15 protein-coding genes are annotated in these 17,044 nt (G+C 73.8%); 10 read left to right on the top strand and 5 right to left on the bottom strand.

From position 1 onward, the window contains the following. Positions 1 to 49: 49 nt before the first annotated feature. Positions 50 to 1,060, top strand: a complete 1,011-nt coding sequence (gene iolC / locus DRB89_RS02665) for a 5-dehydro-2-deoxygluconokinase (protein WP_112447099.1) — start codon at positions 50 to 52, stop codon at positions 1,058 to 1,060. Here the strand turns inward: iolC and DRB89_RS42670 are convergent. Then, positions 1,049 to 1,684: a hypothetical protein gene (locus DRB89_RS42670; protein WP_162688450.1), complete on the bottom strand. Its 636-nt coding sequence runs from the start codon at positions 1,682 to 1,684 to the stop codon at positions 1,049 to 1,051. The genes iolC and DRB89_RS42670 overlap by 12 nt on opposite strands. After that, positions 1,681 to 2,640: a 16S rRNA (cytosine(1402)-N(4))-methyltransferase RsmH gene (rsmH, locus tag DRB89_RS02650; protein WP_112452654.1), complete on the bottom strand. Its 960-nt coding sequence runs from the start codon at positions 2,638 to 2,640 to the stop codon at positions 1,681 to 1,683. Before rsmH ends, DRB89_RS42670 begins: the two co-directional genes overlap by 4 nt. A gap of 278 nt (positions 2,641 to 2,918) precedes the next feature. Here rsmH and DRB89_RS02645 point away from each other — a divergent pair, with 278 nt between their 5' ends. The 4 genes from DRB89_RS02645 to DRB89_RS02630 all read left to right on the top strand — a co-directional run bounded on the left by DRB89_RS02645 (position 2,919) and on the right by DRB89_RS02630 (position 8,511). Next, positions 2,919 to 3,506 (top strand): carbonic anhydrase, encoded by a 588-nt coding sequence (locus DRB89_RS02645; RefSeq protein WP_112452655.1) that lies wholly within the window; start codon positions 2,919 to 2,921, stop codon positions 3,504 to 3,506. A gap of 156 nt (positions 3,507 to 3,662) precedes the next feature. Then, entirely contained in the window at positions 3,663 to 4,673 is a 1,011-nt protein-coding gene (locus DRB89_RS02640; protein WP_112452656.1) for a MoxR family ATPase, read from the top strand. Then, complete coding sequence (locus DRB89_RS02635) at positions 4,673 to 6,082, top strand: DUF58 domain-containing protein (RefSeq protein ID WP_112463195.1); 1,410 nt, start codon at positions 4,673 to 4,675, stop codon at positions 6,080 to 6,082. The genes DRB89_RS02640 and DRB89_RS02635 overlap by 1 nt, the downstream gene beginning before the upstream one ends. Then, positions 6,079 to 8,511: a DUF3488 and transglutaminase-like domain-containing protein gene (locus DRB89_RS02630; protein WP_112451248.1), complete on the top strand. Its 2,433-nt coding sequence runs from the start codon at positions 6,079 to 6,081 to the stop codon at positions 8,509 to 8,511. The genes DRB89_RS02635 and DRB89_RS02630 overlap by 4 nt, the downstream gene beginning before the upstream one ends. Before the next feature lie 471 nt (positions 8,512 to 8,982). On the opposite strand, the gene DRB89_RS02625 is transcribed toward DRB89_RS02630, so the two are convergent. The 3 genes from DRB89_RS02625 to DRB89_RS02615 are packed head-to-tail and all read right to left on the bottom strand — an operon-like array spanning position 8,983 to position 12,514. Continuing rightward, positions 8,983 to 9,615: a TetR/AcrR family transcriptional regulator gene (locus DRB89_RS02625; protein WP_239515989.1), complete on the bottom strand. Its 633-nt coding sequence runs from the start codon at positions 9,613 to 9,615 to the stop codon at positions 8,983 to 8,985. A gap of 36 nt (positions 9,616 to 9,651) precedes the next feature. After that, positions 9,652 to 11,736 (bottom strand): YhgE/Pip domain-containing protein, encoded by a 2,085-nt coding sequence (locus DRB89_RS02620; RefSeq protein ID WP_112451246.1) that lies wholly within the window; start codon positions 11,734 to 11,736, stop codon positions 9,652 to 9,654. Beyond that, positions 11,708 to 12,514 carry an ATP-binding cassette domain-containing protein gene (locus DRB89_RS02615; protein WP_112451245.1) on the bottom strand — a complete coding sequence of 269 codons (807 nt, stop codon included), beginning with the start codon at positions 12,512 to 12,514 and terminating at the stop codon, positions 11,708 to 11,710. The genes DRB89_RS02620 and DRB89_RS02615 overlap by 29 nt, the downstream gene beginning before the upstream one ends. Positions 12,515 to 12,753: 239 nt before the next feature. Here DRB89_RS02615 and DRB89_RS02610 point away from each other — a divergent pair, with 239 nt between their 5' ends. The 5 genes from DRB89_RS02610 to DRB89_RS02590 all read left to right on the top strand — a co-directional run bounded on the left by DRB89_RS02610 (position 12,754) and on the right by DRB89_RS02590 (position 17,011). Beyond that, positions 12,754 to 13,251 carry an SAV_6107 family HEPN domain-containing protein gene (locus DRB89_RS02610; RefSeq protein ID WP_112451244.1) on the top strand — a complete coding sequence of 166 codons (498 nt, stop codon included), beginning with the start codon at positions 12,754 to 12,756 and terminating at the stop codon, positions 13,249 to 13,251. 98 nt (positions 13,252 to 13,349) lie between these two features. After that, complete coding sequence (locus tag DRB89_RS02605) at positions 13,350 to 14,108, top strand: methyltransferase (RefSeq protein WP_112451243.1); 759 nt, start codon at positions 13,350 to 13,352, stop codon at positions 14,106 to 14,108. A gap of 316 nt (positions 14,109 to 14,424) precedes the next feature. Further along, on the top strand, positions 14,425 to 14,826 hold the full coding sequence (locus DRB89_RS02600) for a DUF3040 domain-containing protein (protein ID WP_112451242.1): 402 nt from the start codon (positions 14,425 to 14,427) through the stop codon (positions 14,824 to 14,826). A gap of 141 nt (positions 14,827 to 14,967) precedes the next feature. Then, on the top strand, positions 14,968 to 15,582 hold the full coding sequence (locus DRB89_RS02595; protein WP_112451241.1) for a DUF4126 domain-containing protein: 615 nt from the start codon (positions 14,968 to 14,970) through the stop codon (positions 15,580 to 15,582). 10 nt (positions 15,583 to 15,592) lie between these two features. Continuing rightward, a complete protein-coding gene (locus tag DRB89_RS02590; protein WP_112451240.1) occupies positions 15,593 to 17,011 on the top strand; it encodes an NAD(P)/FAD-dependent oxidoreductase in 1,419 nt (472 codons plus the stop codon). Positions 17,012 to 17,044 lie beyond the last annotated feature (33 nt).

The following is a 17,044-nucleotide window of genomic DNA, read 5'->3' as shown; positions in this document are numbered from 1 at the left end:
CGAGGCTCGGAGGAACGGGGAGCGTGCGGTCGGCAGGAAGGGTGTGGTGATGGCTGGGGACGCGGCGGCTTTCGACCTGATCACGATGGGACGGATCGGGGTGGATCTCTACCCGCTGAAGACGGGCGTACCGCTGGGGGAGGCGGACACCTTCGGGAAGTTCCTGGGAGGTTCGCCCACCAACGTGGCGGTCGCGGCCGCCCGGCTGGGGCGGCGGACGGCGGTGATCACCCGGACCGGTGCGGATCCCTTCGGGGCGTACCTCCGCGCGGAGCTGCGCGGGTTCGGGGTGGACGACCGTTGGGTGGGGGAGGTGCCGGCCTACCCGACGCCGGTGACCTTCTGCGAGATCTTCCCGCCGGACGATTTCCCGCTGTACTTCTACCGCTACCCGAAGGCCCCCGATCTGGAGATCGGCGCGGCGGAGCTGGACCTGGAGGCGGTCCGGGCGGCGCGCGTGTTCTGGATGACCGGTACGGGGCTCAGCGCGGAGCCGAGCCGCACGGCCACGCTGGCCGCGCTGGAGGCGCGCGCGAAGGCCGGCACCACGGTGTTCGACCTGGACTGGCGGCCGATGCTGTGGCCCGCCGGGGCCGGGTCCGGGTCCGGGTCCGGGTCCGGTGACGGGGCCGGGAGCGGGGACGCGCAGCCGGGGGAGTGGTACCGGCGGGCGCTCGGGCTCGCAACGGTGGCCGTGGGCAACGCCGAGGAGTGCGCGATCGCCACCGGCGAAAGCGAGCCGTACGCGGCCGCGCGGGCCCTGCTCGCGGCCGGGGTGGAGCTGGCGGTGGTGAAACGGGGCCCGCGGGGCGTGCTCGCCGTCCACCGCGACGGGACGGTGGTGGAGGCCGCGCCGGTGCCGGTGACGGTCGTCAACGGGCTCGGGGCCGGAGACGCCTTCGGCGGCGCCCTGTGCCACGGACTGCTCGCGGGATGGGAGTTGGAGCGGACGGTCCGCTTCGCGAACGCGGCCGGGGCGATCGTGGCCTCGCGGCTGGCCTGTTCGACGGCGATGCCGTTCGAGGGAGAAGTGGAGGAGGTGCTGTCGTCATGCCGGTGACCGCTTCGCACGCGATGGAGTGGACGAGGCTGCTCGTGCTCGACCTCGCGCCGGGGGAGGCGTACGCGCACGCGTGCGGGGACGCGGAATGGATCGTGCTCCCCCTGGCCGGCGCCTGCGAGGTCCGCTGCGCGGAGCCTTCCCCCCGCCTCGACCGTGCGGTCGTACTCGGGCCCGAGCTGATCCCGAAGGGGCCGGCGCCGGGGAGCCGGCCGGGCTGGGTACGGCTCCGGCCGGTGCGGACGAGGCCGGCGGAGCGGACGGCGGGGGCGGCTCCGCCGCGGGGGACGCGGCGCCGGCGACCTTGCCGTCCGGGCCGATGAAGACCGGGCTGCCCCCGGGCACCAGGCCCAGCTCGTGCGCCCGCCGCTGCAGCGCGTCCGGCGCCGAGTAGCCGTCCACGTCCCGCTGCAGCGCCTGCTCCTCGTCCGTGAGCACGGTGGTCTCCTTGCGCAGCTTGCTCAGCTGGAAGGAGCCCTGGTTCAGTGCCGAGTTCAGCAGCAGCAGGCTGATCAGCCCGCCGCCGAGCAGCGCGACCACCAGCAGGACGAACGGCGTGCGCGCCGCCTGTCCGGCCGGGCTCCCGGCCAGGACCCGCCCGAAGCGTCCCCCGCGTGGACTCACAGCCGCGCCTCCCGGATCCGTTCCACCCCGCGGAAGCGGGCCGGCGCGGCACGCCGGTTCTCCGCGATCTCCTCCTCCGTCGGCAGTTCCGCGCCGCGCGTGAGGAGCTTCAGCTTCGGCTGGTACTTCTCCGGTACGACCGGCAGCCCGGGCGGGGCCGTGTTGGCCGCGCCGGCCGCGAAGACCTGCTTGACGAGGCGGTCCTCCAGCGAGTGGTAGGAGAGCACCGCGATCCGCCCGCCGACCGCGATCCGGTCCACCGCGGCCGGGATGGCCCGCTCCAGTCCGGACAGCTCGCCGTTGACCTCGATGCGCAGCGCCTGGAAGGTGCGCTTGGCGGGGTTGCCGCCGGTCCGCTTCGCCGCCTGCGGGAGGGAGTCGCGGATCAGTTCGACCAGGCGCGCGCTGTTGGTGAAGGGGTTTTTGTCCCGCTCGCGCACGACGGCGGACACGATCCGCTTGGCCTGCTTCTCCTCGCCGTACTGGCGCAGGATGCGGACCAGCTCGCCGGGCGCGTAGGTGTTGAGCACCTCGGCCGCGCTGATGCCGGTCGTCTGGTCCATCCGCATGTCCAGCGGCGCGTCCTGCGCGTAGGCGAAGCCGCGGTCGGCCTCGTCCAACTGCATGGAGGAGACGCCGAGGTCGAAGAGGATGCCCTGGACGGCGGGGATGCGCAGGCCGTCCAGTACGTCGGCCAGGTCCGCGTAGATGGCGTGGACGAGGGTGGCCCGGTCGCCGAAGGGCGCCAGGCGCTCCCCGGAGAGGCGCAGGGCCTCCTTGTCGCGGTCCAGGCCGATCAGGTGGGCCTCGGGGAACCGGGTCAGCAGGGCCTCGCTGTGGCCGCCGAGGCCGAGGGTGCAGTCGACGACGACGGCCCCGGGCCTCTCCAGTGCCGGGGCCAACAGGTCCAGGCACCGCTGGAGCATCACCGGGACGTGTCGGGACTCGCTAGTCAAAGCGCCCTCTCAGATAACGGCGCGGCAGGCATACGCCGCGCCGCGCACGCGGAGTCTTACCAAAGTGGCCGGGCGGCCGCTTTCGGGCCGGGCTCCGGCCGGTTTCGCGTCACTTTAGTGCAACGGTCGCCGCGGTCAACGAACCGCCCCGCGCGCCGTGCGCCGCTCTCCCGACGAACCGGCGAACGCCCCGAATCACCCGGATGGGCGCCTGCCCCTCACCCCTGTGGGTTAGCTCACAACAAGGCGTCGTGACCTTCTTTGTCCACCCTCACTCAATGCCCGGACGTGCTGTGACCACTAACGTCGTACCCATGACGACTTCCGTACCCGTGCCCGCCGAGTCCGCCGTCAAGGTCACCGGCGACCGTTCCGTCACCGACCGGCTGGTGGCATCGAACCGCGACTACGCCGCGGAATTCACCGATCCCGGCATGGACGCCCGCCCCGTCCTCCACGTGGCCGTCGTGGCCTGTATGGACGCCCGCCTCGACCTGCACGCCGCCCTCGGCCTGGAGCTTGGTGACTGTCACACGATCCGCAACGCCGGCGGCGTGGTCACCGACGACACCATCCGCTCCCTCACCATCAGCCAGCGGGCGCTGGGCACCCGCACGGTGATACTCATCCACCACACCGGCTGTGGCCTCGAAAGCCTGACCGAGGACTTCCGCCACGAGCTGGAGGACGAGGTCGGGCAGCGCCCCGCCTGGGCCGTCGAGGCCTTCCGGGACGTGGACCAGGACGTCCGCCAGTCCATGCAGCGGGTCCGCACGAACCCCTTCCTCCCCCACAAGGACGATGTGCGAGGCTTCGTCTTCGACGTGCACACCGGGCTCCTGAGGGAGATCGATCCCACCTCGTGAGTGACACGGGACCGCAACGCCGTCAAGAATGCGGGGAGACGTCACCCGGAGGACCTCCGGGCCGGTGTCCGCACTCTCGCTTTTCTGAGGTGTTTCGGGGTGGGCCGGTCCGTGCCATGCGCGCGTCGGCCCTGGGATTGGGTCGAGGAGAACCAGGTGACCACGTATGACGACCGAGCGAGCCTCGCGGATCTGACGAGCACGGCGCAGCGGGTGCGGGATTCGGTCGAGAGCGTGATCGAGGGCAAGCCCGAAGTGGTCCGCCTCGCGCTGACCGTCCTGCTCGCCGAGGGCCACCTGCTGATCGAGGACGTGCCGGGCGTCGGCAAGACCATGCTGGCCAAGGCGCTCGCCAAGTCCATCGACTGCTCGGTGCAGCGCATCCAGTTCACGCCGGACCTGCTGCCCTCGGACATCACCGGCGTCAGCATCTACGACCAGCAGCGCCGGGAGTTCGAGTTCAAGCCGGGCGCGATCTTCGCGCAGATCGTCATCGGCGACGAGATCAACCGCGCCTCCCCCAAGACCCAGTCCGCGCTGCTGGAGTCGATGGAGGAGCGCCAGGTCACCATCGACGGCACCACCTACACGCTGCCGACCCCCTTCATGGTCGTCGCCACGCAGAACCCGGTGGAGATGGAGGGCACCTACCCGCTGCCCGAGGCCCAGCGCGACCGCTTCATGGCCCGGGTCTCCGTCGGCTACCCCAGCCCCGACGCCGAGCTGCGGATGCTCGACGTGCACGGCGGGCTCTCCCCGCTGGAGGACCTGACCTCGGTCGCGCACGCCCACGACATCGTCAAGCTCATCGAGGCCGTCCGCGAGGTGTACGTGGCCGCGCCGGTCCGGCGGTACGTCGTCGACCTGGTCTCCGCCACCCGCAGCCACCCGGACCTGCGCCTGGGCGCCTCGCCCCGCGCCACCCTGCACCTGCTGCGCGCCGTGAAGGCCTCCGCCGCCCTGGCCGGCCGGGACTACGTCCTGCCCGACGACGTCCAGGCGCTGGCCGGTCCGGTCCTCGCGCACCGGCTGCTGCCGACCGCGCAGGCCCAGCTGAGCCGGCGCACCGCCGAGCAGGTCGTCTCCGACATCCTGCAGCGCACCCCCGTGCCGGCCGCGCCCGCGCGCGGCGAGATGCCGCCCGGCGCGGGCATCCGGGGCTTCTGATGAGCGCCGGTGCCCCGCACGGCGCCGGCGGCCCGGACGCGCGGGAAGGCGGCGGGTTCCGCGCGTCGCTGGCCGGGCTGACCACCCGCGGCCGCTCCTTCCTGGCCGCCGGGGTCGCGGCCGCGCTGTGCGCGTACGTCCTGGGCCAGTCGGAGCTGCTCCGGGTCGGCCTGCTGCTCGCCGTACTGCCGCTGATCTGTGTCCTGGCCCTGCACCGCACCCGCCACCGGGTCTCCGGCAGCCGCCGGCTGAACCCGATGCGGGTGCCCGCCGGTGCCGAGGCCCGGGTGCAGCTGCGCGTGGACAACACCTCCCGGATGCCCACCGGCCTGCTGATGCTCCAGGACCGGGTGCCCTACGTGCTCGGCCCGCGGCCCCGCTTCGTCCTGGACCGGGTGGAGCCGGGCGGCCGCCGCGAGGTGTCCTACCGGGTCCGCTCCGACCTGCGCGGGTGCTATCCGCTGGGCCCCCTGCAACTGCGCCTCTCCGACCCCTTCGGGCTGGTCGAGCTGACCCGCTCCTTCTCCGCCTACGACACCCTCACGGTCATCCCGCGCACCGAGGCGCTGCCGGTGGTCCGCTTCACCGGCGAGTCCTCCGGCTACGGCGACGGCAGCCGCCGCTCGCTGGCCCTGGCCGGCGAGGACGACGTGATCCCGCGCGGCTACCGGCGCGGCGACGACCTGCGCCGGGTGCACTGGCGCTCCACGGCCCGCTACGGCGAGCTGATGGTGCGCCGCGAGGAGCAGCCGCAGCGCAGCCGGGCCACCGTGCTGCTGGACACCCGGCGCCTCGCCTTCGAGGGCGCCGGCCCCGACTCGGCCTTCGAGTGGGCCGTCTCGGGCACCGCTTCGGCCCTGGTGCACCTGTTGGAGCAGGGCTTCTCGGTGCGGCTGCTGACCGACACCGGGGACTGCGTGCCCCGCGAGGGCGGCGGCTTCACCTCCGGCGGGCAGGAGTCCGCGGAGGCCGCGGGGCTGATGATGGACACCCTCGCGGTGGTCTCCCACTCCGACGGCGCCGGGCTGTCCCGCGCGTACGACGCGGTCCGGGGCAGCGGGACGGGCAGCGGTTTCGGCGGAGCCGGCGGTGACGGGCTCCTCATCGCCTTCTTCGGAGACCTGGACGACGTACAGACGGAACTGGCGGCCAAGATGTGCCGCCGCAGCGGAGGGGCCGTGGCGTTCGTACTGGACTCCGCGGACTGGTCCGGGCGGCCGCCCGGGCTGGCCTCAGTGATGGCGCAGGGGCTGCCTCCGCTCCAGGAGCGCCTCGGCAGGCTGCGGGACGCGGGCTGGACCGCGCTGGCCGCCCCGCCCGGGGTGGCCTTCGGGGAGCTGTGGCGCCAGGCCGGCCACGCCCCGATCGGGACGGGCGGCGGTTCGGGTTCGGCGGGGGGCTGGGGATGAGCGGGCGGGCGAGACTGACGGTCTTCGCGGCTCTGGCGACGCTGTTCACCGCCTGGTCGCTGAATCCGCTGGTGGAGGCGGGCAGCTGGCTGCCGCAGTCGGCGGCGCTGCTGGCGCTGCAGAGCGGCGTGGGCGCCGGGGCGCGGCGGGTGCCGCTGGCCCGGTCGCTGACCGTGGCGGCGCAGCTGCTCGTATCGCTGCTGGCGCTCATGCTGCTGTTCGGCGGGAAGGCGCGGACCTCGTCCGGCGACGGGCTGCTGTCCTACCTGGTGACGGACTTCGGAGCCCTGTTCGAGCAGGGCTTCCGGGACGTGAACGAGTTCGCGATCCCGGCGCCGCTGACGGACGGGATCCGGCTGCTGCTGGTGTGCGGGGTGCTGCTGATCGGGCTGCTCGTGGACCTGCTGGCGGTGACGCTGCGGATGGCCGCGGCGGCCGGGCTGCCGCTGCTCGCCCTGTACTCGGTGGCGGCGGGCCTGTCGGGCGCGGCCTCGGCCTCCGGGGGCGCCTCCTGGTTCACGTTCCTGCTGGCGGGCTGCGGCTACCTGCTGCTGTTGCTGGCCGAGGGCCGCGACCGGCTCGCGCAGTGGGGCCGGGTCTTCGGCGCGGCTGCGCCGTCGTCACGCGGCAAGGTCGCGGCGGGTTACTCGAGCGGCGGGCAGGCGCTCGCGCCCGTGCGGACCGGGCGCCGGATCGGCGCGCTCGCGCTGGGTCTGGCGCTGGCGGTGCCGGCGGTGCTGCCCGCGCTGGGCGGGGGCGTGCTGGGCACGGGCGGTACGGGCGAGGGCGAGGGGACGGGGGTCGGTCCCTCGATCCAGGCGGTCAATCCGCTGGTCTCGCTGCAGTCCAGCCTGAACGCCCAGGACAACCGGGTGGTGCTGAAGTACCGCACGAACAGCCCGCAGCTGAGCGAGCAGTACCTGCGGATCCTTGCGCTCGACGAGTTCAACGGCGTCAAGTGGGAGGCCTCGGGGCGGGCCCTGACGGACGTTCCGAAGCGGATGCCGAACCCGCCGGGGGTGAGCGGCCCGGTGCTGGCGGACGCGACCGAGGTGGTCACCAGCGTCTCCTCGGCGCAGACGTACGCGCAGCGCTACCTGCCGATGCCGTACCCGGCGACGCAGGTGGACATCGGCGGCAAGTGGCGGTTCGAGCCGGTCGGGCGGACGCTCGTCGGGGACCAGCTGGGCAAGGACAACTTCCAAAACGCCCAGGGCGCGCAGTACACCGTGCGGAGCCTGCTGCTGAAGCCGACTTCGGACCAGCTGCGCAAGGCGCCCGCACCGAACCCGGCGATCAAGGCCGAGTACACGAAGCTGCCGGACAACCTGCCGGAGATCGTCGTCAAGACGGCCCGCGAGGTCACGCGGGGCGCGCCGGACGACTACACGGCGGCGGTCAAGCTCCAGGACTACTTCGCGGTCTCCGGCGGCTTCCGCTACGACACGAAGGTGTCCTCGGGCACGGGTTCGCAGGCCATCGCGCGGTTCCTCGCCGACAAGGAGGGCTTCTGCGTCCACTTCGCCTTCTCGATGGCCTCGATGGCGCGCTCGGTCGGCATCCCGGCGCGGGTCGCGGTCGGGTTCACGCCCGGCGAGAAGCAGTCGGACGGCAGCATCAACGTCTCCATGCGGGACGCGCACGCCTGGCCGGAGCTGTACTTCGAGGGCGTGGGCTGGACCCGCTTCGAGCCGACGCCCCGCTCGGGCATCACGGTGCCGGACTACAGCCGGCCCGAGGCCCCGCAGAACGAGCCGTCGGCGCCGGCGCCGGCGCCGTCCGCGAGTGCGGCGCAGCCCTCGGCCGGGCCGTCGAAGGAGGAGGACTGCCCGCCGGACCAGAAGAAGCTGGGCGAGTGCGGTCCGGCCGCGCCGGGCCAGAACGCGGGCGCGGGCGGCGACGGCCCGTCCGCGGGCACCGTCCTGGGCTGGACCGCCGCCGGTCTGCTCGTCCTGGCGCTACCGCTGCTCCCGTTCGTGTGGCGGGGGCGGCTGCGGGCGCGGCGGCTCGGCGCGGGCGACGTCCTGGCCGCCTGGCACGAGCTCGGGGACGCGGCCTGGGACGTGGGGATCCCGCCGGACGAGGCGCTGTCCCCGCGGGGTGCGGCGGACCGGCTGGTGGAGCTGGGCCGGCTGGAGCCGGAGGCGGCCGCTGCCGTACGCCGCCTCGCGGGCGCGGTGGAGCACGCGCTGTACGCCCCGCCGGGCGCGGAGCCCTCGTACGGGGCCGCGGGGCCGGACGTGCTGCTGGCGCGGGCGGGCCTGCTCGCCGGCGTCTCCCGCACGACCCGGCTGCGGGCGCTGTTCCTCCCCCGCTCGGGAGCCCGTGTGCGCTGGGCCGCCTCGGCCCGCTGGACGTCCTTGACGGGGCGGGCCGCATCCTGGGCGACCCGGACCAGGGCCCGCCTTCCCCTGCGGGACCGAGGCTGACGGCGGGGCTGGATTTTCAGCCCCGCCGGCGATGGAGGCGCGGGGGTCCGGGGGCCGGCCCCCGGCAACGGCGCCGCACACGGTAACGACGGCATGGCAGGCCGGGCCTCGTACCCCGAACGAAGAAGCGGCCAGCGCCGGGGCTCGATCCCCCCGAGCCCCGGCGCCCGCCGTGTTCCCACCCCACCGGTCAGAGAGACCCGGTCCGCACCTGCCGCCCCGTGCCGGCGGTGCGAACCGGGTCCCTGTCCGTCGCCCCCAGTCTGTCGTCCCGCAGGTCGGGGCCCATCCGCGCGCGTACTCATTTCCGCGCCTAGGTACGGATACTCAGCCGGCCCACCGGTTCGCCGCACCGGTTCGCCGCACCGGTTCGCCCCACCGGTTCGCCCCACCGGTTCGCCCCACCCTTTCGCACCACCCTTTCTACGCGGCCGCCGCGTCCCGGCGGCACCGCCGATCGGGTCTCACCCGTCAGCGGTTCCCGCTCACCCGCCCCCGCAGCAGCAGCGACAGCGCCGAGTGCACGTCGTCCAGCGACCGCTCGCTCTGGAACGACTGCCAGTCCAGCGCCGCGACCAGCACCATGCCCACCAGGGCGGCGGCGGTCAGCGGGACGTCGATCTCCGCGCTCAGCTCGCCCCGCTCCACGCCTTCGCGCAGCACCGTCTCCACGACGGCGACCGCCTCGCGCCGGACGACCATCAGGGTGGACTGCCAGGTGCGGTTGGTCCGCCACAGCTCGGCGACGTAGAGCTGGGTGAAGGCGGGGTACCGGTCGATGAACACCAGTCCGGCCCGGATCATCGCGTCGAGCGCCTCGACCCGGGTCCCGCCCCGCTCCTCGGTGGATTCCGCCGCGGTCCGCAGGGACTCGGTGAGCAGCCCGACCCCGTGCCGCAGCAGCTCCTCGAAGAGGTCGTTCTTGCTGGCGAAGTTGTAGTAGACGGTGCCCTTCGCCACGCCCGCCCGTTCGGCGATCTCGTCGACCGTGGTCGCCGAGAACCCCTGCTCCGCGATGAGGGTGACGGCTGCTTCGTAGAGCTTCTGCCGTGTGGCCTGGCGGCGGCCGCCGCCCGCGGCCGTACCGGTGTTGCTGCTTTCCATGGCGCTGATTCTCACAGGTCGGCCGCTCTTCACCGGCTACAGGCTCAGTTCCGGATGCAGCCGGTCCATCGTCCACACCTGCTTGCCGCGGGCGGCGAGCGCGGTGAGGGCGAGGGCGCCGACCGTGAAGGCCGTCAGGACGGCGCAGCCCTGCCAGACCGGGGCGAGGTCGCCGCCGGTGATGAGCCGGCGCAGGCTCTCGACCACGTACGACATCGGCAGGTAGGGGTGGATGGCGTTGAAGAACTCCGGGCTGGTCTGGACGGGGTAGGTGCCGCCGGCCGAGGTCAGCTGGAGCATCAGGACGGCCAGCACCAGGATCCGCCCGGCGGCGCCGAACTTGGCGTTGAGCCACTGGACGATCGCGGCGAAGCAGCCGGTGACCAGCATCAGGAAGGCCACGGTGAGCGCCGGGCGGGCCATCTCCAGGCCGAGCCCCCAGTGGAGTACGGACATCAGCGCGGCCACCTGCGCGGCGCCGAGCCCGGCCACGGGCAGCCAGCCGGCGAGGGCGATCCGCCAGGGGGAGGCGCCCGCGGCGAGCGCCCGCCGGTTCAGCGGGGCGATCAGCATGTAGGCGACCATCGCGCCGACCCACAGGGAGAGCGGGATGAAGTACGGGGCGAAGCCGGTGCCGTAGTTGGGTGCCTTGTGCAGGGACTGGTTGGCGAGGCGGACCGGGTCGGCCATCACCTCGGTGCGGGTGTCGCGCTGCTGCTGGTCGTAGTCGGGGATCCGGCCGGCGCCGTCGTGCAGGCCGCCGGCGAGCTCGCCGTTGCCGTCCACGAGCTTGACCAGGCCGCCGTCGAGGCTGTGGGCGCCGTCGCCGAGCTTGCCGACGCCCTCACCGAGGGCGCCGGAGCCGTCCGTGGCGGTGCCGATGCCGGTGTGCAGCTTGGCCATGCCGGTGGCGACCTTGTGGGCGCCGTCGTTGAGGGCGTTGACCTGGGTGACGGCCGCTTCGAGGTCGGCGGAGAGGGCAGGGGCCTTGGCGGCGACCTTGCGGGCCTCGCGCTCGAGGTCGGCGAGCTGCTTGCGGAGCGTGCCGAGGTCGCCGCCGGTGTCCTTGACGAGCGTGTTGACGTCGCCCGCGAGCTCGGCTGCCTCGGCGGCGTCGTCCTTGAGCTTCTTGAGCTGAGGGCAGGTGGCGGGCACCGGCGTGGCGCCGGGGGTGCAGGTCTTCGCGTAGACGTCGGCGGCTCCGGTGGAGACGCGCTGGGTGACGGTGGCGGCGGCGGGGGCCGCCTTGGCGAAGGTGTCGAGGTGGTTGCCGACGACCTTGGCGGTGTCGGCGACGAGTTCGGCGCTGTCCGCGAGCTGCTTGGGGTCCTTGAGGAAGGGGCGGGCCGTGTCGGCGACGCCGCCCACCTTGTCGGCGAGCCGCTGGGTGCCCGACGCGATGTCCTTCGTACCGGTCTCGAGCTGTCCGGCGGCGCCGTTCAGCTTCTTCAGGCCGCCGGTGATCTCGCCGTTCTTCTCCTTCGCCGTGTCCAGGCCGTCGGCGAGGTCCTTGGCGCCCTGCTGTGCCTTGCCGGCGCCGTCGGTGAGCTTGTCGGCGCCGTCGGCCGCCTCGGCGGTCTTGTCGTGGAGGTCGGAGAAGTTGACGAAGATCTTGTCGAGGAACCCGCGGGAGGCGTTGGTGGACGCCGCCGAGCGGACCTCGGAGAACACGGTGCGCGAGATCGAGCCGACGATGTAGTTGTTCGCGTCGTTCGTGCGGACCTGGAGGGCTCCGGTGGCGGGGTCCTCGCCGCCGCTGGAGGCGATCTTCGTGCTGAAGTCGGCGGGCATGGTGAGGGAGAGGTAGTAGGTGCCGTTCTCCAGCCCCTTCGCCGCTTCCTCGGCGCTCACCTCGCGCCAGTCGAAGGTCTTGCTGTCGTGCAGTTTGCGGGTGATCTCGTCGCCCGCCTCCACCCGCTTGCCGTCGACGGTCGCGCCCTGGTCGGAGTTGACGAGGGCGACGGGCACCTTGTCGAGGCGGCTGTAGGGGTCCCAGAAGGACCACAGGTACAGCGCCCCGTAGAGCAGCGGCAGGAGCAGCAGCGCGACGAGGGCGGCCCGGGGCAGCTTCCCCCGCCCGAACCGCTTCAGCTCAAGCGCGGCCAGCTTCGGCGAGCGCATCGTCGTCCCCCTTCGTGTGGTCGTTCTTCTCTTCGTCGTGGGGCCGGGGCACGGTGACGGGCTCCGCCGCCGGATCGGCGGTGGCCGGGACGGTCCGCAGGACCGTCGCGTCGGCGGGTGCCTCGCCGCACACGGCGAGGACGGTGGTCCCGCGGGCGGCGAGGGAACGGAGCAGGTCCCAGGCCTCGGCGCGCTCGGCGCCCGAGAGCTTGAGGTCGAGGTCGTCCACGGCCAGCAGGCGCGGCGAGCCGAGCAGCGCGAGGGCCACCGACAGCCGTACGGACTCCAGCCGTTCCAGGTCGCGCACGGAGGTGCGCGGGCCCTTGGGCAGGGTCGCGACGTCCAGTCCGGCGGCGGCCAGGGCGCCCTCGATCCGGGCCGCGGCGGAGGCGCGGCGCTCGCCGCGCGGGCGGAGCAGGGCGCGGACGGGGCCCTCGTAGCGGCGCTGGAGGAGCGCGCCCTCGCGCAGCTGCTCGGCGACGGTGAGGGCCTGGTCGAGGTCGTTGACCCCGGGCACCGGGCCGAGGGCGGCGACGCGGCGGACCGCGGCCATCCTCTTCGGCAGCCGGTGGCGGCCGATCTCGGCGTGGCCCTCGGTGGCCTTCATCCGGCCGGTGAGGGCGAGGAGCAGACAGGTGCGGCCGCTTCCGGAGGGGCCTTGGACCGCGATGAGCGAGCCGGGCGCCGCGTCGATCCCGATGCCCCGGAACACCCAGCCGCGCGGGCCCTTGAGTCCGAAGTCCTCGGCTTTGACGGCCGCGCCGTGCGGGCTGTCCACACCGTCCTCCTTCTTTTGAACTGACCAGTCAGTTCAAAAACTAGCATCTTCGGTGACATCCGGTGTGCGGTGGGGGGCAGTTGCCCGCCCGACCCCCGGATACGGGGGCGAAAGCCCAGGTCAGAGCGATTGTCAGTGGCTGCCGTCACGATGGGGACACGTACAGAGGCAAGACGGCACAGACCGCACGGAGCCACACCAGGCAGCGCAAAAGCGCACGCAACGACAGGAGGTTCGTCATGGCCACACCGTCCCCGTCCCCTGTCCACCCCGTCCCGCGGAAGTCGGCGGCACCCCCCGCCGCTCTCGATCTGCTCGTCAAGGCCCACGAGGGCCTGGCCGAAGCCGCCCGGCTGACCCGGTCCAACGAGCGGTACGCCACCGCCCATCTCGCCGCGCTGCGCGCCGCCGCGGCCGTGCTCGCCGCGCGCGGGCGGCCCGAGCCGGTGAACCCGCGGCGCAGGCCCCGGATCCGCAGCGCGTGGGAGGTGCTCCCGGAGATAGCGCCCGAACTGACCGAGTGGAGCGCCCTCTTCGCCTCCGGCGCGGCCCGCCGCGCGCGGGCCGAGGCGGGGATAGCGGGCGCGGCCACCGGCCGGGACGCGGATGATCTGGTGCGTGCGGTGGAGATGTTCCTGCGCCTGGTGGAGCGGATGCTCTCGCTCCGGCCGGTCTCGCCCGCGGGCCCCCCGCAGGGCCTGCCGCTGCCGCGCACGGAGCGTCCTGACGCGGGATGACCTGCCCGGCAGCCGGAGGCCATAGGGTGGGCACGGACCGCTCACCCTCCCCCGGCTGCCGCCGGGAGGTGCCCCCCTACGCCGAGGAGCCATCAGCCGTGTCGGACACTTCCCGCCCCCGCGCCTCCCTCCGCACCGCCGTGGTGTGGGAGGTCCTCAAGGAGGCGCTCGACCGCCGGGTGAAGGCGACCGGGCGGGACGTGCTGGACGTGCTGGACACGGGCGGCGGCACCGGCAAGTTCGCCGTGCCGGTGGCCCGCCTCGGCCACCGGGTCACCGTGGTCGACCCCAGCCCGAACGCACTGTTCGGGCTGGAGCGCCGGGTCGCCGAAGCCGGCGTGGCCGACCTGGTCCGCGGTGTGCAGGGCGACGCCCAGGGCCTGCTCGATGTCGTCGATCCGGGCGCGTACGACGTGGTGGTCTGCCACGGCGTACTGGAGTACGTGGACGATCCGGCCGAAGGCGTGGCCAACGCGGTGGCGGCCCTGCGCCCCGGCGGCATCCTCAGCCTCCTGGGCGCCGGGCTCGGCGGGGCCGTCCTGGCCCGCGCGCTCGCCGGGCACTTCACCGAGGCCCGTACGGCCCTCACCGACCCGGCCGGCCGGTGGGGAGCGGGCGACCCGGTGCCGCGCCGCTTCACCGCCGAGCAGCTCTCCGCACTCGTGGGCGACGCCGGTCTGACGGTCGGCGCGGTCCACGGCGTCCGGATCTTCGCGGACCTGGTCCCGGGCGTTCTGGTGGACACCGAGCCCGGCGCCGTCGAGGCCCTGCTGCGCCTCGAAGAGGCCGCCGCCGAGCTGCCCGCCTTCCACGCGGTGGCCACCCAGCTGCACGTCCTGGGTGAGAAGCCCGCCTGATCTGCGAACCTTCCGTGAACGCGGTGCGCCACTCACCCTACGAATCGGCGCCGTGACCCGTATGATCGGGGTCAGCGACCGGCATGCCGAGCGGACCTCCGGGGAATAACGCCCTCAAGGACCGCTCGCAGGGCGGTACGGCTTCGCGCAACACAGGCTTCAAGAGGGCACTGCGCTTTCCTCAGGCAGTACTTTTTAAGGGCAGTGTTTTTAGAACGTGGCGTAGAGGGCGGGTATCACGGGGGCGATTCCCCGCCTATCCTGAAGGGGACCCCTGGTCGCTACCCCCCGCGACCGACGGATGAGGAGGACTCCCGTGCCGCTCTCGGAGCACGAGCAGCGAATGCTCGAGCAGATGGAGCGAGCGCTGTACGCCGAAGATCCCAAATTCGCTACAGCGCTTGAGGGAAGCGGACTGCGCACGTACACCCGGCGACGGGTCTACCAGGCAGTCGCAGGCATCGTGGTGGGTATCGCGCTCCTCATGACCGGTGTGATCGTGCCGAACGTGCTCTGGATCAGCGTGGTGGGGTTCCTCGTCATGCTGGGCTGTACGGTTCTCGTGGTCACCGGTTGGCGCAAGGCACCCAGGCCTGGTGAGCAGCCCGCCTCCGGTAGTGCAGGCGGTTCGGCCCAAGGCCAGAACCGGCAGCGTCGGTCGATGATGACCCGGATCGAGGAACGGTGGCAGCGCCGCCGTGACGAACAGGGGCAGTAGGCCCCGGTGAACAGACTCGGGTGAGGGGACGGCCGCCGGAAGGCGGCCGTCCCCTCACCGCTGTCCGCGCCGCCCCGCACCGCGCCCCGGCCCTCCTCCTGCTTCCGGCCGCCGGGCGCCCCCGTGCGGCATGATGACCGGGTGAGTGTCCTCCCCCTGGTCTTCACCAGCGGCTGGGCCAGCGGGGTCAACGCCTACGCGGTGGTCCTCCTGCTCGGCATCTTCGGCGCGACCGGCCTGACCGACGAGGTCCCCGCCTCCCTGCAGCGCACCGACGTGCTGATCGTCGCGGCGGTGCTCTTCCTCTGTGAGGCGGTGGCCGACAAGATCCCGTACGTGGACTCCGTCTGGGACGCGGTCCACACCGTGATCCGCCCGGTGGCCGGAGCGGTGGTCGGCGCCCTGCTGGCCGGGCAGAGCGGCTCGCTCTCCGACATCACCGCCGGCGCGGTCGGCGGCACCACCGCGCTGGCCAGCCATTTCGTCAAAGCCGGCACCCGCATGGCGATCAACACCTCGCCCGAGCCGTTCAGCAACGTCGTCATGAGCACCGCCGAGGACCTCGGCGTGGGCGGGATCATCACCTTCGCGATGTTCAATCCGCAGGCCGCCGCGATCATCTGCGCCGTCCTGCTGGTCACCGGACTCGCCCTGCTGATCTACCTCTGGGCCCGGATCCGCCGCTTCCTGCGCCGCCGGGCCCAGCGCCGCGAGGAGAAGCGACTCGCTTCCGAAGTGGCCCGCGTCGCTCGATAGGCTCACCCGCATGGCAGGAATTGCGGTGATCGGCGCCGGGATGGGCGCGATGGCTACGGCGGCCCGGCTGGCCGTGGCGGGGCATCAGGTGACGGTGTACGAGCGCGGGGCGACCTACGGCGGCGCCGTCGGACGCCACGAGCGCGACGGCTTCGTCTTCGACACCGGCCCCGGGCTGCTGCACCTGCCCGCCGTCTACCGGGATCTGTTCGTCAAGACCGGCAAGCGGCCGCTGGAGGAGTGCGCCGAGCTGGTCCAGGTCGACCCGGCCGTCCGGCACGTGCTCCCGGACGGCCGTACCGTCACCCTTCCGGGCGCCTCGCACGGCGGCGCCGCGGCCGTCCTCGACGAGGCCTTCGGCCCGGGCGCGGGCGAGCGCTGGAGCGCGGTCCTGGGCCGGGCCCGGGACGCCTGGGACGCCACCCGCCGCCCGCTGCTGGAGGAGCCGCTGCTCCCCGACCCGCGGGCACTGGGCCGCGACCCCTATCCCGCGCTCCGCGGCAGCGGGCTGCTGCGCCGCCGGCCTCCCACCCTGGCCGAGGTCGCCGCGCGCGAGCTCGGCGGTGACGGCCTCGGCGGACTGCTCGCCGAGCGGGTGCGCGCGTACGGGATCGACCCGCGGACCGCGCCCGCCTCCGCGGCGGTGCTGCCCTACATGGAGCAGACCTTCGGCAGCTGGTACGTGCGCGGCGGGATGCGGGAGCTGGCCACCGCCGTGTACGAGCGGTGCCTGGAGCGCAAGGTCGGCTTCGTCTTCGGCGCCGAGGTCCGGGAGGTGCTCGTACGCGAGGACCGCGCGGCCGGGCTGCTGCTCGCCGACGGCGGCGCGGTGGAAGCCGACCGCGTGGTCTGCGCGGTCGACCCGGGGCCGCTGCGGATCCCCCTCGGCCCGGGCGCCGCGCCCGGCCGTCCGGCCGGATCCGCCCGCTGGTACACCCTGTTCGCCGGGCTGCGCGGGGCCCGCGAGGACGGGGCCGCGCACCGGACGATGCCGGCCGGTCCGCAGCCCGACCGGACGGTGACCGTGCTGCGCCCCGACGACCCCGCCACCCGGCCCGACGCGGACCACGAGGCGGTCACCGTGCACGCCGTGGTGACCGGCGGGGGGCCCGCCCCGTCCGCCGAGGAGCTGCTGGACGCGGCCGCCCGCGCCGTCCCCGGGCTGCGGGAGCGGCTGCTGTGGCACGAGCTGCGCACCCCGGCCGACATCGAGGCGGCCACCGGGGCCGCGGCGGGCGCCGTACCCGCCCCTTCCCTGGCCGGGGCCGGGGGCCGGCTGCTCCACCCCGCGAACACCACCGCCGTGCCGGGGCTCTACCTCGCCGGCGGCTGGGCGCACCCCGGCGGCGGGCTGGCGCACGCGGGCATGACGGGGGCCCTGGTGGCCGGACTGATCGTGGAGGGCGCGGAGTTCCGCGGCTCCCGCTAATGCTGTGACGGGGGCCCCGGCAGGGGCCCTTGC

It is taken from the genome of Streptomyces sp. ICC4 (assembly GCF_003287915.1).
In the GTDB taxonomy this organism is placed as follows: Bacteria; Actinomycetota; Actinomycetes; order Streptomycetales; family Streptomycetaceae; genus Streptomyces; species Streptomyces tritrimontium.
This window is presented reverse-complemented; position numbering and strand designations above follow the sequence as displayed.